The organism is Aquimarina sp. TRL1 (genome assembly GCF_013365535.1).
GTDB classification, from domain to species: Bacteria; Bacteroidota; Bacteroidia; order Flavobacteriales; family Flavobacteriaceae; genus Aquimarina; species Aquimarina hainanensis.
This window is the reverse complement of record NZ_CP053590.1, coordinates 537,225-552,892: the sequence shown is the minus strand read 5'-3', so window position 1 is coordinate 552,892 and position 15,668 is coordinate 537,225. Positions and strand designations below refer to the sequence as shown.

General features: G+C 35.0%; 9 protein-coding genes. 2 read left to right on the top strand and 7 right to left on the bottom strand.

All coding sequences use genetic code 11. The features are described from left to right. Positions 1-14: 14 nt before the first annotated feature. Positions 15-797 carry a hypothetical protein gene (locus tag HN014_RS02150; protein WP_176027263.1) on the top strand — a complete coding sequence of 261 codons (783 nt, stop codon included), beginning with the start codon at positions 15-17 and terminating at the stop codon, positions 795-797. A gap of 9 nt (positions 798-806) precedes the next feature. Here HN014_RS02150 and HN014_RS02145 read toward each other — a convergent pair whose 3' ends face one another. Beyond that, complete coding sequence (locus HN014_RS02145) at positions 807-2,084, bottom strand: replication-associated recombination protein A (RefSeq protein WP_176027262.1); 1,278 nt, start codon at positions 2,082-2,084, stop codon at positions 807-809. Positions 2,085-2,217: 133 nt separating this feature from the next. On the opposite strand from HN014_RS02145, the gene HN014_RS02140 reads away from it, so the two are divergent. Continuing rightward, positions 2,218-2,964, top strand: coding sequence for a rhomboid family intramembrane serine protease (locus HN014_RS02140; protein ID WP_176027261.1), 747 nt, complete (start codon positions 2,218-2,220; stop codon positions 2,962-2,964). Here the strand turns inward: HN014_RS02140 and rlmB are convergent, their stop codons facing one another. The 6 genes from rlmB to HN014_RS02110 form a co-directional block, all read right to left on the bottom strand. After that, positions 2,965-3,699: a 23S rRNA (guanosine(2251)-2'-O)-methyltransferase RlmB gene (rlmB, locus tag HN014_RS02135; protein WP_176027260.1), complete on the bottom strand. Its 735-nt coding sequence runs from the start codon at positions 3,697-3,699 to the stop codon at positions 2,965-2,967. A gap of 86 nt (positions 3,700-3,785) precedes the next feature. Continuing rightward, positions 3,786-5,279, bottom strand: a complete 1,494-nt coding sequence (locus tag HN014_RS02130; protein WP_176027259.1) for a RagB/SusD family nutrient uptake outer membrane protein — start codon at positions 5,277-5,279, stop codon at positions 3,786-3,788. Positions 5,280-5,296: 17 nt separating this feature from the next. Then, positions 5,297-8,401: a SusC/RagA family TonB-linked outer membrane protein gene (locus tag HN014_RS02125; RefSeq protein ID WP_176027258.1), complete on the bottom strand. Its 3,105-nt coding sequence runs from the start codon at positions 8,399-8,401 to the stop codon at positions 5,297-5,299. Between the two features lie 568 nt (positions 8,402-8,969). Further along, positions 8,970-10,571, bottom strand: coding sequence for a SusD/RagB family nutrient-binding outer membrane lipoprotein (locus HN014_RS02120; RefSeq protein WP_176027257.1), 1,602 nt, complete (start codon positions 10,569-10,571; stop codon positions 8,970-8,972). Positions 10,572-10,577: 6 nt separating this feature from the next. Continuing rightward, positions 10,578-13,784 carry a SusC/RagA family TonB-linked outer membrane protein gene (locus HN014_RS02115; protein WP_176027256.1) on the bottom strand — a complete coding sequence of 1,069 codons (3,207 nt, stop codon included), beginning with the start codon at positions 13,782-13,784 and terminating at the stop codon, positions 10,578-10,580. Positions 13,785-14,219: 435 nt separating this feature from the next. Continuing rightward, positions 14,220-15,668: a RagB/SusD family nutrient uptake outer membrane protein gene (locus tag HN014_RS02110; RefSeq protein WP_176027255.1), complete on the bottom strand. Its 1,449-nt coding sequence runs from the start codon at positions 15,666-15,668 to the stop codon at positions 14,220-14,222.

Below are 15,668 nucleotides of genomic sequence, written 5' to 3'. Positions count from 1 at the left end.
AAAAAAATAAATAAATGAGAAAAGGTTTATTTGTTCTGGTAAGTATGTTTTTTGCCATTCAAATGTCAGCACAGACTGCAAGTGTAAATGATTTTAAATATGTGATAGTGCCAAAAGGGTATGACTTTACAAAAAAAGAAGATGCTTATCAACTCAATTCATTGAGTAAATTTCTTTTTAATAAATATGGTTTTACTGCTTTTCTTAGAGGAGAGGAATTGCCAAAAGATTTGTATGAAAATGGATGTAAGGCACTAACGGCTGATGTACAGAAAAAACCAGGTTTTTTAACGACTAAGTTAGTTGTAGAGTTAAAAGATTGTAAAGGAACCGTAGTATTTACTTCTAAAGAGGGAACCAGTAGGGAAAAAGAGTTTAAAAAAGCCTATCATGGAGCCTTAAGGGATGCGTTTAAAGGTGTAGAAGCTTTACGTTATGCCTATAATGAAAAAGCAGAAGCAGAGATGACTCATGTTGCTGTAGAAAAAGAAAAGGAAGTTCCTGTAGAAAAAAATATAGTTTCGGCTCCGGTATCAGCAATTCCTTCAAAAAGTAATTCATTTCTTTTTAATGGAAAAAGTGTGAACTTTAAAAAAGAAGCATATGGTTTTCTAATCACTCATTCTGATAGTAGTGTACTTGGTAAAGCATATAAAACATCCAGAGAAAATAGCTTTATTGTTCAAGGACAAGAACTAAATGGAATTGGTTATTTCGACGGTTATGGTAATTTGGTGTTAGAGCGAGTGAATCCAGCTACCAATAAGGTTATTGTAGATACATTTGCACGTCAGTAGTATTCGTTTTTAGTAATTGTATTTGTCTTTCCAGCGGTTTTTGAGAAAGGATCTGAAAGCATTTTCTCGTTGATTATCTCCGGGTTCGTATAATTTTGTATTGCTGATTTCTTCCGGAAGAAACTCCTGTGAAACAAAATTATCTTTATGATTATGTGCGTATTGGTAATTTTCTCCATATCCCAATTCTTTCATGAGTTTAGTTGGAGCGTTTCGAATGTGCAATGGTACGGATAGATCTCCGGTTTGTTTTACTAATTGTTGAGCGTGATTAATAGCCATATAGGAAGCATTGCTTTTTGCAGAAGTAGCTAAATATATAGCACATTGACTCAGGATAATTCGCGCTTCTGGAAACCCGATTGTCGTTACAGCCTGAAATGTATTATTAGCCATAATCAGTGCTGTAGGGTTTGCATTACCAATATCCTCAGAAGCGAGAATGATTAGTCGACGAGCGATGAACTTTACATCTTCTCCTCCTTCAATCATCCTGGCTAACCAATATACGGCGGCATTAGGATCACTTCCCCGAATTGATTTTATAAAAGCAGAGATAATATCATAGTGTTGCTCTCCGGTTTTATCGTAGCGTACGGTGTTTTGTTGTACAAGTTTCAGAACGAGATCATTGGTTATTTGTATGCTGTCTGATTCCTGGCTAGAAACGATTAATTCAAAAATATTAAGTAGTTTTCTGGCATCTCCACCACTTAGTCGTAAGAGTGCATCGGTCTCTGATAATGTTATATTTTTAGAAGCCATAAACTCGTCTTCCTTCATAGCTCTGTGCAATAGCGCTTCTAATTCTTCTTTTCCAAATGCATTCAAGATGTATACCTGACATCTGGAAAGCAGTGCAGGGATTACTTCAAAACTAGGGTTCTCAGTAGTCGCTCCTACTAATGTAATCCAACCTTTTTCGACAGCGCCTAACAGTGAATCTTGTTGCGATTTGCTAAAACGGTGAATCTCATCAATGAATAAGATGGGGTTTTTGGCAGTAAATAATCCGCCACTTTGTTTTGCTTTTTCGATGACCTCCCGTACATCTTTAACGCCACTGTTAATAGCACTCAAGGTATAAAAAGGGCGCCCGGACTCAGAAGAGATAATATTAGCTAGTGTTGTTTTTCCGACACCTGGAGGTCCCCATAAAATAAGAGAAGGGATCATACCTCTTTTTATTTGTTGGGTAAGCGAACCATTGTCTCCTATCAGATGCTCCTGACTAAGATACGCTTCTAATGTTTTAGGACGAATTCTTTCAGCAAGTGGTTTATTCATAATGGTAAAAATACATTCTTTTTCGATTTTTTATATCGAAAAGCAAAAGACAGACGTTATTTTATGACAATTTATCCGACTTTTTGAATTTGGAGAACTTTTTGAAGTTGTATCTATATTATAAGCGAGTACAATGAATACTGAAAATCATTTTTATTTTAAAACAGGAGTTATAGGGTATCCTATACTCTTTGTGCTTGTTATATGGGTTGTATTTTGGTTTGAAATACGTTTTGGATTCGATTTTAATCATTTTGGTGTCGTGCCCAGAACTCTAAAAGGGATGAGAGGGATCTTTTTTTCGCCATTCATTCATTCAGGAATAGAACATCTGTGGCATAATACATTACCCTTGTTGATTTTGTCAGCTGCATTGTTTTTCTTTTATGCAAAAAATGCGTGGAAAGTCCTTTTATGGGGAGCATTTTTGACGGGAGTATTTACCTGGATTATAGGGCGTCCTTCTTATCATATTGGTGCAAGTGGGGTTATCTATATGTTGTTTGGTTTTTTGTTTTTTAAAGGAGTATTGGCAAAACATTTTAGGTTGATTGCGTTATCGTTAGTAGTTGTTTTCGTGTACGGAAGTATGATATGGTATACATTTCCGGTAGATCCTAAAATCTCATGGGAAGGACATTCCTCAGGTTTATTAGTAGGAACTGTAATGGCTTTTTTGATAAAAAAGGGAATCGCTACTCCTGAACGATACGCATGGGAAGCTCCAGATTATAATCCGGAGGAGGATGATTTTTTAAAACACTTTGATGAGGATGGAAATTTTATAGAACATACTCCTGAAATGCCCGAAGAAGAAATCATTATTGTGTATAATTATAAAGAACTTACTTCGGATAAAAATAAGGATGAAGAGGAGTGATTATGTTCGTTGTCTAACGGTTTCAAACAAAAAAGCACCACATGCAACAGAAACATTCAATGAGGCGATTTCGCCCGATAGGGGGAGTTTAGCTTTAGTGTCTACTAATTTTAAGACGGAAGGAGAAATTCCTTTTCCTTCATTTCCCATGATAATTGCTGTGGGAAGTGTCAGATTTGTTTCATAAATAGAATCTGTAGCTTTTTCAGTTGCCGCAACGATTTGTATTCCCGAGGATTGAAGGTAGAAAATCGCATCTTTTATGTGATCTACTTTGCAAATAGGAATTTTAAAAATAGCGCCTGCAGAAGTTTTTACAGTATCGGCACTTACCGGAGCCCCTCCTTTTTTTTGTATAATAATTCCATGAACTCCTGTACATTCTGCTGTACGAATAATAGCTCCAAAATTACGAACATCGGATAATTGATCAAGTACTAGAAACAAAGGGGTGTCACCAGATTCTATTGTTTGGATAACCAAATCTTCCAGGGTGTAAAAATCAATAGGAGCTATTTGTGCTACAACACCCTGATGATTTTTTTTGGTGATTCTGTTTAATTTTTCTATTGGAACCAATGAAAAACCGATACCATTTTTTTTGGCGAGATGCATGAGTTCTTTGGAAAGCTCCCCTTGAAGACCTTTCTGTATAAAGAGTTTATCGATTGTTTTTCCAGCTGAAATAGCTTCTATTACTGCCCTGATACCAAAAACCTGAGAATCATTTTTCATGAGGGCAAATATAGGTATAAAAAAACATCCCTCTGAAAATATTCAGCGGGATGTTGTATTTTAATAAATTAGAATACCTATTCTAATTAATTGGTATAACCAGGGTTTTGCTGATCCTGTACTGCAGGATTTGCATTCAATTCAGTAAGAGGAATTGGCATAGTAAACCTAAAATCCGTTGTAGCTAATTCACAAGCGCCGTTCACAGAACAGTCATCAGGATCTCTAAGAATACTTCTATTACCTCTAACTCCTAGACGTTTTAAGTCTTTATAACGATGTCCTTCATAAGCAAATTCAATTCTTCGCTCATCTAGAATAGCACCGAACGCCTCTTCTTCACTAGCGTATACGGGTAAGGGTTGATCAGAGCCAAACCTAGCATCTCTTAATTGCTTAATGAGTGCAGCGGTAGAATTAGTTGCTCCATTAAAATTACCTTGATCTGCTAAAGCCTCCGCTTTAATCATTAACATTTCTGCAATCCTGAAGACTTTTAGATCATTCATCAAAGCTTTTTCACTACCAGGATATTTTCCAATAACTAAAGTATCTCTTACAGTTGGTCCATTATCATAAATTGAAGTTTCATTAAGCAATACATCAAATCTAACATCATTTTGATCAATAGTATTGAATAAAGATCTTCCCATTTCAAAGTATGGTGAACCGTCTATTGTGCCATCAACAAAAGCAAAATTAGCTCCAACCCATCCAGCTCCAAAACCACTACCAGTTGTAGCTTGTCTATCGTGAGAATCCCCAAGAGTACGTTCTAGTTTGAAAATAATACCTACATTAGAGGAGTCTTTGAATACATCAACATATTCCTCTCTTGTCGCTAAGTCATACTTTCCTAGTAATTCTGAAGCAAAAGAATCTGCTTGAGAATACAGACCTCTATAGGCTGCTACTCTTGCTTGAAGTGCAGTAACAAAATCTTTCCCCATTAATGTGGGGTTAGCCTCGAACGATATTAGATTTTTAGCTTTTACTAAATCCTCATCGATTAACTGAAATATTTCACCGTTTGTACTTCTTGGAAGATTATCACTAGCAGAAGGAACAAAATTAACCAAAAAGCCACCTAAAGCATTATCATCAGTATAATCGGTACTAAAGTAACTTATAACTTGGAAATGAGAAAAAGCTCGTATAGCATAGGCTTGACCCAGAATGTCATTTAAATCTTGTTCTTCTCCGGCTTCTGGTATAAGGTTATTACCAGCTTCTATAATTCTGTTAGCACTATTTAATGCTGCATGGTATAATAGCCAATTTTGTGTTGGAGCTGCACTACCAGCATTTAACCTAAAACCGTATTCACCATTTCCTAGCCCTTGTCCACCATTATCCGCACCAATAGCAACAGCATCAGTGAAAACTGCATTGAATTGGATTTCGGGAGATGTGTCAAGTATATCATAAAGCCCTAAAAGATTTGAATTTAGGTTGGGTACTGTGTTAAAAGCACTCCCTGGATTTAACTCTCCTGGTTGTTCTATATCTATAGCATCGTTACATGACCAGAATAAAGAGGTGGCACATATAAGGATTAATATTTTCTTGTTAAATTTCATCTTTTTCTTTTTTTATTTTAAAATCCAAATTCAAATCCTACCGAAAAAGTCCTAGCAGTAGGGAATAAGTTACCTGCAACTTGATTATTGATGTTTACAACTTCCGCATCAAAACCTCTCCATTCTGAGATAGTAAATAGATTTTCTCCATTAGCGAATATTCTAATGCTATTAAAGCCAGTTCCTTTTAGGAATTTATCAGGGAATGAGTACCCAATTTGGGCAAATCTTAACCTTAGAAAATCGGCACTAGTCAGGTATCGATCAGATAGTACTCCGACATCTAGATTAGCTGCATCTAATCTAGGAATGTTAGAACCAGTATTAGTAGGTGTCCATGCATTTAATAAATCTACAGAACTTCTAAACTGTCCTAGAGAAGTTGGATCTTGGAATCCTTGTAAGTCGGAATCAAATCGATCTACTCCAATAGTATATCTAAATTGGGTTGATGCAAAAAAGCCTTTATAATCAATTTTGAAACCAAATCCTCCTTCAAAATCTGGGAAAATATTTTTATCCAAGAATACTCGATCATTATCAACATCAGGATTTTCAGTTATTTCACCGTCTGCAGTAAGAAATAATAGGTTACCATTGTCAGGGTTAACGCCTGCATAACGATAGGTGTAATACTCATTTAGAATTCCACCTTCTCTAAATGATTGTGTTCTACCATTAATAATCTCACCTGTTGGAGTGGCTAGTTCAATAACCTCTTGCTTATTGTAATTACCAACGAAGTTAACCGAGAGATTAAATCCATCGCTAGTTGCACTTCTAAAAATATCGAAATCTAACGATAAATCAACTCCTGTGTTTTGAATTTCCCCTACATTAGCACTAATCGATGTTGCAAAACGATTAACACCTCCATTTAGACGATTAAAAATTGTACCTATCGCTGAAATTGGTTGAGGAAGGAATAGGTCACGGGTATTTTTTTGATACCAATCAGCAGAACCTCTTAACCTTCTATTAAATATTTCGAAATCTAACCCAACATTCAGCTGCGTTGTTGTTTCCCATTCTAGCTCATTATTTCCTATGTTTTGTTGAAATATACCATTAGAACCATTATATACAGCTCCTGTAGTAAATAAGTCACGAGATAAAGTACTTGCGTCAAAATTTATCCCAGGAATATTGAGGTCGTTTTGAACAAATTGATTACCAGTAGTTCCATAAGAAGCTCTTAGTTTTAAGGCATCGAAAATCGATTCTTGCATAAACGATTCATTACCTATATTCCAGCGACCGGAAACAGAAAAGAATGTTCCCCATCGGTTTGAGTCTGCAAATCGGAAGGAAGCATCTCTTCTCAATGTACCAGTAACCCCAAATCTAGTATCATAATCATAATCTATTCTTGTAAAATAAGAAAAAAGACCTGCTTCTAATTTATTAGCAAATATGTCATCTACATAGGCATCATTGTCTGCATTATCATCTATAAAACCAGCATCATCACCAGCAGCAAAAGTCAATGGGTTTTGCCCTTCAGCAGTAAATCCAAATCTTTGATAATGTGCTTTGAAATATTCTGTAAACAAACCTACATCTATAGTATTTTTTCCAAATACTTTATTGTAATTAAGACTAATAACTTGATCAAAGATGAATTGTCTAGTATTAGTTATAGTTTGAGTTCCAGAAGGGTCCTTTCCTTGGGCAAATAATAAGGCGTTGAAAGAGTCTGGTGATTCTATTGTGATGCGTTCTTCATTTCTGAATTCTGAAGTCATATCAATTTTTGCTGTCAATCCTTCTACAATTTCATAACTAGCATTTATACCTCCTAAAAGCTGTACTTCATCTTCTGTTCTTCTTAATGTGTTTTGTAAATCTAGAATAAACAGAGGGGTGTTAGCGAAAGAAAGAGGGCTCAATAATGCAGCTCCATTAATATAATCGTTTGGAGATATATAGGGTACTGATTGATATGCTCCTAAAATAGGATTACGATTTATTCCAGTTCCTCCAATACCATTCGGTTCATTAGATTTTGAGAAATTTAATGCTAAATTTATTCCATAATTAAATTTATCATTAGAAGATTTACCATCCACATTGCTTTGTATATTGAATCTTTTTAGATCACTATTCTCTAAAATACCTTCCTGTTCAAAATAACCTAGAGAGGAGAATTGACGAATATTTCCTGAACCATTAGATATTGTTAGGTTATGACTTTGTGTCACAGCTGTGTCAAAAAATACATCTGCCCAATCTGTTGTCTCCGCAGCAGCAATTTCTGCTGGGGTTAATGTAGAACCTCTACCAATAGTCCTTCCAATTAGTGCTCCATAATCACGTTCTAGTGTTAACTGCTGTTGTGAGTCTAATAAATCATAATCATTTTGCATTAGATTAGAGAATTGGATAATATTAGTGTAGTTAACTTGTACAGGGGTATTAAAACTACCTTTATTAGTAGTAATTATTATTACCCCATTCGCTCCTCTATTACCATATATGGCAGTACCACCGGCATCTTTTAAAACTGATACAGAGGCTATATTATTTGGGTTTAAACTTCTAAATGCATTTGCATCTGTTGGTATTCCATCTATAATATATAAAGGATCAACATTACCATTTATAGAACCAACACCTCGAACTCGAACAGTTGGAGGAGCTCCTGGTTGACCTGTAGCCGCTACAATATTTAAACCAGCCACTTGCCCTGATAATGTTTGTAGTGCATTAGCGTTGGGTCTATTGACAATATCTTCTGCACTTACAGCTGAAACAGATATATTTGAAGTAGCTCTTGTTGTAGTACCATATGCCTGAACAATTACTTCTTCTAGCTCTGATGCCGCTGGTATCAATTGGGCATTTACAGAATTACTGTCTCCGATAACTTTTTCAACGGTTTCAAAACCAACATAACTAAAGGTTAAAACAGCTCCTTTGTTTACATTGATACTATAATTACCGTCAAAATCGGTTTGAGTTCCAGTTGCTGTGTTTTTTATGATAATATTTACACCAGGAAGGGGGAGTCCTTGATTATCTGTAACCGTACCGGATACTTTTTTTTCTTCTTGTCCAAAGGTTATTTGAACAAGAAATAGTGCTATGAATAGCGCTAAAATTCTACTAAATTTGATGTTCATTTTTATTAGTTATTTAAATTAGCCTTGTCAAAAATGTAAATAATAACTATATAGAGCAACTTTTTTGGTAGTATTTTTTTATTTTTTGTATGTTTTAGGTGTTTTTTTTGTTAAAAAAGCAAAAAATATGTTGTTTGAGTAATTGTAAGGTGGTTTTTTTTGCAAGTTTTTGAATTTTAAAAGTGCTCTTAAGGAGTTTTTAAAGATGTATATTTAGATTGTATTAATAAGTGGGTAATAGTGTTTTTATGCTAAGGTGTGTATAGAAGATAATGACTAAGGTATTTTGTTTATTAAAAAATACAAATGTGAAGAGTAATAACAGTTATTCGAAAAAAAGAAGATAGCTGATTACAGATAACTCCTTAATTAGTTAAGAAGGATAAGGAATATAAAGGAGAGATATTGTTTAGGGTGGATCTAATGTGTGTTACTGGATCAAATATTGAAAGTTTTTTATTGTATCAAACGGTTTAAGTAATTCGTAAAAAAATAATATATCTTAATAAAAATGAAAACACCCCGAGATTTTTCTCGGGGTGTTTATTATAAATATTATATAATGATCTTAATTATTGTCCCAGTAAAGTTTACTAGTTAGATCATCGCCATTACTTAATTTAGAGACCGCATCTTTTCTATTGGCTCCATTAAGTGTTTGCAATACTACAGGGTATCTTAACCTGGTGGGTAAATCATTCATGTCAGCTACTCCAGGTGTGAAAATATACTTGTCAGAAGGATTGTCACCTGATAGGTTAGCAAATTGCTCAGGAGTAATTGTTGCTTCTTCTCCAGGTAACAATAACGTTTTAGGGAAACCAGTTCTTCTGTATTCAGCCCAAGCTTCATATGGTTGCATATATAAAGCAACATATTTTTGAGTAAGAACACTTTCTTGAGCAGCAGCCGGTAGGTTAGCGATAAAATCAGTGATGTCACCACTGTCAACTCCCCATTTTTCCATAGAAGCTTGTACACCATTTTCGTATTCGGTTTGATCCCAACCGTTATGTTCTGATAAAATAAATGCAACTTCAGCATATTCCATCAATACTTCACTATAATCCTGACGTAAGACGTTGTGACTAGGTAGAGTATATGTAGTGAATTGGATTTCAGCTGCATTAGGGAAAGCATATGGGAACCCATCATAGTCATCAATATTAGTTGAGACCGTATATGAATTATCTTTAATTTGCTCGGCAGTAGCACTATTAGGTGCAGCATACTTAAAAAGTCTTGGGTCTTGACCAAAACTTCCGCTTTCTCCTCTAAGTACATTAATAAATGGAGCAGCAACTCCAAAATCGGTTCTGTTATTAACAAAGAAAGCTCTGTACATTGGAGAACCGGTAGCATCAGCTGCTTCGTATATTTGAGCAGCATTATCATCATTTGATTCAAAAACTCCAGCACCAATCGCTGTATTGATAGCTGTATTTGCGGTTGTAGGATCAACACCTCTAAGTCTATTAGCTACTCTTAAGATTAAAGAGTTTGCAAATTTTTTCCATTTAACAGCATCTCCATTATAGATAGCATCTCCAGAAGTAAATACTTTTTCAGAAGTTTCTATCATATCAGAAGCAGCTTTTAGTTCAGAAAGAAGATCCGTATAAATAACTTCTTGACTTACAAATTTTGGTGTAAGAAATTCATTTACTTGTAGTGCTTGAAAATCAGGGTTATCATTACCATATGAGTAGTAAGGAATATCACCAAAAGTATCTGTTAATTGATGAAAGATATAAGATAGCATAATCCTTGCTGCTGCAATTTGATTATTGTTGCTACCATATTTGGACATAGTAGCTTTAGTCTCTTCATCAGTATTTAAATCTAAGATTTTTTTAAAATCTGTTGCTAATTTGTAATGGTCTTCCCAGAAGTCTGTAGCAGAACTCTCACGATAAAGGTATGCATCTTCATTAGCATAGTTGTTCTGAGTCCAGTATTGAACCCATGGTAACGCGATTCTCCCGGAGGAGAATGCTCCTCTGGAAATGTCGGTTAATTCTTTTGTTGCACTATTAAAAATTGTTGTAGTAGGAACAATTTCAGGGTCGTTAGGGTTCTGATTGATTGCCTCTAAGTCACTGTCACATGAAGTGAAAAGCAATAGGCAGGTAGTTGTAGCTAATGCTGTTATTTTATGTATATATTTCATGACTTTTTAAAACTTTAATTGAACGTTAAATCCGTAGTTTCTTGTAGAAGGTAAAGATCCTCCTTCAGATCCTTGGATGTTACCACTTCCCGTGGAAGCTACTTCAGGGTCAAAATTATCATTGTCTAAGCCCCAAACAAATAGGTTTCTACCAAAAAGAGATAATCTAATATCGCTTAATGGTCCTGTCCATTTTTCTGGAAGAGAATATCCAAGAGTAACCTCTCTTAGTTTTATATAACTAGCGTCAAATACGTTCATAGCATCAGGACCATAATAATGATCTTGACCAAATCGCTGTGCAGAGATTACAGTTGTGTTTTTACTAGTGTCAGAAACTGTATATGTTCCGTCTTCGTTATAAGTAACAGTTCCTGTTACAGCATCAAGTACAGTTCCTGTCTCACGGATTCCATTCGCAGCAGTGCTTTCTAGAATACCGGAATAATGCCCCCACATATTAGTTAATGATCTGTATACTCCTCCTTTTTGAACATCAATCAAAAAGCCAAAGTCAATGTTTTTATACCTGAACTTATTTCTGATACCCATATTGTAATCAGGTAGAACAGATCCTAAGTTTTGAACTTCGTTTGTAGAAAGGTATCGTCCATCAGCTCCAACTACTTTATTTCCGTTTTCATCGTATATAAAGTCAGTTCCTCTGATTATTCCATAAGATTCTCCTACTACAGCATTTAAAGTTACTCCTTTAAAAGGGAATCTCGCTAATTCTAAAGTCTCAACACCTTCTTTTAATTCAAGTAACTCATTTTCATTCTTCGCAAAGTTCCAAGTGATATCCCAGCTAAAATCTTTTGTCTCTATAGGAGTTCCGCTAATTAATAGCTCAAGACCTTTATTAGACATTTTTCCTGCATTGGCCACAGTTGCTGTGTATCCTGTTGATGGATCTATCTGAATAGGTGTAATTAAGTCTTTAGTGATTTCATCATAATAAGTGATGTCAAATCTTAATCTGTTGTTTAGAAGAGCTGCTTCTAGTCCAACTTCCCAGGTGTTTTTAGTTTCTGGTTTTAGATCTGGATTTTTGTTTTCATCTGGTTGCGTAAATCTTATACCTCCATTAAAAGGAACTCTTGAGCCATAAGTGTTGGCTAAATCATAGGGAGCAGTGTCATTACCTACGCTTGCCCAGCTACCTCTTACTTTAGCGAAAGATAACCAGTCAGTTTTTACCAATTCAGAAAGGACTAAACTACCAGTTACCGCTGGGTAGAAATAAGAATTGTTATTACTAGGAAGGGTAGAAGACCAATCATTTCTTCCTGTAAATTCTAAGAAAGCAAATCTATTATATCCAATAGATGCAGATCCGTAAACACTATTTATTCTTTCTTCTGAGTCAAAGTCGAATATTCTAGGAGACTCATTAGAGTTTGTTAAATTATATATTCCGTCTACAGCAAGTCCTCCTTGAGTTTCTCCTCCTATTAAAGAATATGTAACATTTCTTCTGTTAGCTCCAATAAAAGAATTGAAACTGATTTTGTCTTCTAAGAATGAAGTGTCATAGTGAAGCCTTGCTTCGTAGTTTACTTCCTGGAAAGTTCTATTTCTTTCTTCATATTTTGATTGCGCTTGAGATCCGATAGCAACTCTTTCAGAAATAGAGTAATTGTAACTGTCTGAATATATAGCTCCCATAGCATACAATTCATCTGTTAAATCATATTTGAATTTAACATTTCCAAAATACCTGTTTCTCTTATCGTGAGAAGTGTTTTTGTTGATAATCCAATATGGGTTATCACTATATCTTGGAGTAGGATTGTCCCATGCAGTTCTATTCCATGTTCTTTGTGTTCCATCAGCAAGCATGTAGTTTTTTAATCTTTCATAATCTAATGAAGTTTGTCCCCACTGGAAGAACTTTTGCATTAAACTATTATCTCCATACCCTGTTTCAGGTCTGTTAAAAGCATTCGTAACAATATAGTTAAAAGTCCCTTCTACATTTAATCGCTCAGATAATTTGGAAGAAGCATTAATACTAATAGATGTTTTTTCAAGGTTTGTATTTGGTACAATACCTGTAGTATATACATTTGCTAATGACAATCTAACTTTTGTGTCTTCAAAAGACTTAGAAAAAGATATACTGTTGTTTCTGGATACTCCTGTATCGAAAAAACTTTCAGCATCATTATCAGGAGCGACCCAAGGTCTGGGGTTTAAATAATCCTCAGCAAATTCCGGATCAAAAGCATCCCATCCAAGAACAAGTGTGTTAGGATCGTATTTTGGTCCCCAAGATTCATCTGTAGCATAATTTACAAGATTGTAAGTTGTTCCATTGATGTTTTGTTGTTGAAATGTACTCTGCTCAATAGTGTTTACATTTCCTGCTCCTCCTCCATATTGCTTTTGTACTTGTGGAACAACATTTATGGATTCAAATGATAATCCGGAGTTGACTACGATTTCAGCTTTTCCGTTTTTAGCAGATTTGGTGGTAATGATAATAACACCATTATTTGCTCTTGATCCATATAACGCTGCTGCAGCTCCTCCTTTTAATACAGACATACTTTCAATATCATCAGGGTTTATATCAAATCCTGTGTCTCCGTAGTCTCTTCCACCACCACCGCTTTGGGTGTTTTCACTATTGTAGTTAGAGTTGTCCAAAGGGGTACCATCTACAACAATAAGTGGTTTGTTTCCTTGTGTAATGGAACCTACTCCACGAACCAAAATTCTCGTAGATCCTCCAAGACTTCCAGAAGGGTTGGTAATTTGCACCCCGGCAACTTGACCAGATAAAGCTCCAAGTGCATTTGAAGTTCTGGTTTCTGTGATGGCACTTCCATCTACTTCCTGTACTGAATATCCCAGAGATTTTTTAGCTCTGGAAATTCCTAAAGCTGTTACTACTACTTCATCTAACTGTGCTGCATCTTCTTCTAGCTGAACATTAATTGTTGATTCTTCTCCAACAACCAGTTCTTTTGTAGAAAAACCAATGTAGCTAAAAGAAAGTACTGCTCCTTTATTAACTTCGATAGAATAATTACCATCAAAGTCAGATTGAGTTCCGCTACTTGTCCCTTTGACAAGTATGTTTACCCCAGGTAAAGGCATTCCGTTATTATCGGAAATAACACCTGAGACAGTTTTTTCTTGTGCAAAAGTTAATTGCACAACAAACGCTAGGAATAGCGTTAAAATTACACTAAACTTTGTTCTCATTTTACGATTTATTTGAATTAACCGCGTCAAAAATGTGAATAATATGCATATAAAGCAACTTTTTGTTGATAATTTTTTAACTGATGAATAGGGGGATTTGAACTATGGTTAAAAAGATGTGTTTTTTTTGAAATGTTAATAAATACAGGGGGTCTGGTGGTTTTTGGTGAGTAAGGTATTTTAAATGAATAGATTACATTGAATGTTAAAGTTGGGTTAATAATCCGGTTTTTTTGAAAAAAGGAGTCTTGTTTTTTGAATATAGCTAAAATGTTAAAATTATAAAGTGAAGCACTAAAAAGATGAAATTTTAAATTTTTTTGGAGAAAACTTTAGTTTTTGGCTTTAGAAGAAGTGGAAAAGGTAGGGGCTAAAAAGAAAAGACCGATAAACATCGTTTATCGGTCTTATTATTCTTAAGAAATATTTGTTTTCTTAGTATCCAGGATTCTGCTTAAAGTTTGGATTAGCATTTACTTCATCTGCAGGTATTGGGAATTGGAATCTATTATCCCCAGCTGCAAGAGTTAATATCTCTGCAGGAGTTCCTGTTCCATCTATTAAATCACCTTTAGATGAACGATTGATAGATTCACCTCTTCTTTTTATGTCAAAGAATCTGTGTCCTTCAAAAGCTAATTCAATTCGTCTATTTAATTGAATAGCATCTTCCAATGCTTGACCAGTTTCAGATCCACTTCCAGTTCCTCCATCTCTAGCGGCTCTTAATTCGTCTAAAGTAGCTAGCGCTTCAGCATTGTTTCCTAACTCAAACTGAGCTTCGGCTTTGTTAAGAAGTACTTCTGCAGCTCTCATAACCTTTATGTCTACTCTTCCGTTAACTTCTCCTTTTTCTCCTAAGAATTTTTTAACAGCGTTGTATTTGTTATCAGCAAAATCAGCTTCAAATACCATTACTGATTTTCTTGCATCATTATCATCGATAGATTGAAAGAAATCAAAATCAATTACATACTCAGATTTGGTTCCTTCTGAGTTTGTTTGGCTATATAATACACCTACATTGTTATTTCTGGTTTCTGAGGTGGTGTTTATAGCAAATTCAATTACTAACCCTGCATTAGAAACATCAGTATATACATCTTCTAATTCTGCTGCAGTAGCTAATGGAGTTGTTACTTTGTCTGCAGCATTGATAGCCAACTGATAATCTCCATTGTAAAGGTATACTTTAGAAAGTAATCCATAAACAGAGTTTTTGTTTAATCTACCTTCTACTGTTTCACTACTAATTAAAGAAGCTGCTTTTTCTAAATCTTCAATGATTTCTTGATAGTTAGATGCTACGGTTTCTCTTGCAGGAGTTGCTAAAGGATTTCCTGTATCTCCATCTTCAACTTTTATATAAGGAATACCTAGTGAGCTATTAGCATCAGCACTTTGGGTTGGAATTTTAGCATGAAGTCTAACAATGTCAAAGTGAGCTAAGGCTCTTGCAGCTAATGCTTGACCATGAATATTTCTTTTCTCATCCCCATCAGGTAAGTTATCTATTTGACCAATTACAAGATTTGCAGCTCCAACAGCTTCATATCCTTGGTTAAATATCCAAGAAGATGCTAATTCAGTATTAGGGTTATATCTGTAGTCATAGAAAACCTCATTAGAACGTCTTCCTGTTTGTGCTAGCACAACGTTATCAGATAAGATATCAGGAATACCTTGTAATCCACGAGCAGGATCTTGATAGTAAGACCTTAGTTTGTTGTAAGCTCCATCAACTCCATTTTGAAATGATTGAATGTCTTTGAAAAATGTACTAGGATTACCTTGAGTAAAGGGCTGTATATCCTCTATTTCATCATTACATCCCGTAATGATAAGTACTAATAAAAGTTTATATATTAAAAAGTGTTTTTTCAT

Excerpts from the sequence above, each read along its gene's own strand:
- HN014_RS02140 (WP_176027261.1), top strand. The coding sequence starts at position 2,218 with ATGAATACTGAAAATCATTTTTATTTTAAAACAGGAGTTATAGGGTAT.
- HN014_RS02130 (WP_176027259.1), bottom strand. The coding sequence starts at position 5,279 with ATGAAATTTAACAAGAAAATATTAATCCTTATATGTGCCACCTCTTTA.
- HN014_RS02110 (WP_176027255.1), bottom strand. The coding sequence starts at position 15,668 with ATGAAAAAACACTTTTTAATATATAAACTTTTATTAGTACTTATCATT.
- rlmB (WP_176027260.1), bottom strand. The coding sequence starts at position 3,699 with ATGAAAAATGATTCTCAGGTTTTTGGTATCAGGGCAGTAATAGAAGCT.
- HN014_RS02125 (WP_176027258.1), bottom strand. The coding sequence starts at position 8,401 with ATGAACATCAAATTTAGTAGAATTTTAGCGCTATTCATAGCACTATTT.
- HN014_RS02150 (WP_176027263.1), top strand. The coding sequence starts at position 15 with ATGAGAAAAGGTTTATTTGTTCTGGTAAGTATGTTTTTTGCCATTCAA.
- HN014_RS02120 (WP_176027257.1), bottom strand. The coding sequence starts at position 10,571 with ATGAAATATATACATAAAATAACAGCATTAGCTACAACTACCTGCCTA.
- HN014_RS02115 (WP_176027256.1), bottom strand. The coding sequence starts at position 13,784 with ATGAGAACAAAGTTTAGTGTAATTTTAACGCTATTCCTAGCGTTTGTT.
- HN014_RS02145 (WP_176027262.1), bottom strand. The coding sequence starts at position 2,084 with ATGAATAAACCACTTGCTGAAAGAATTCGTCCTAAAACATTAGAAGCG.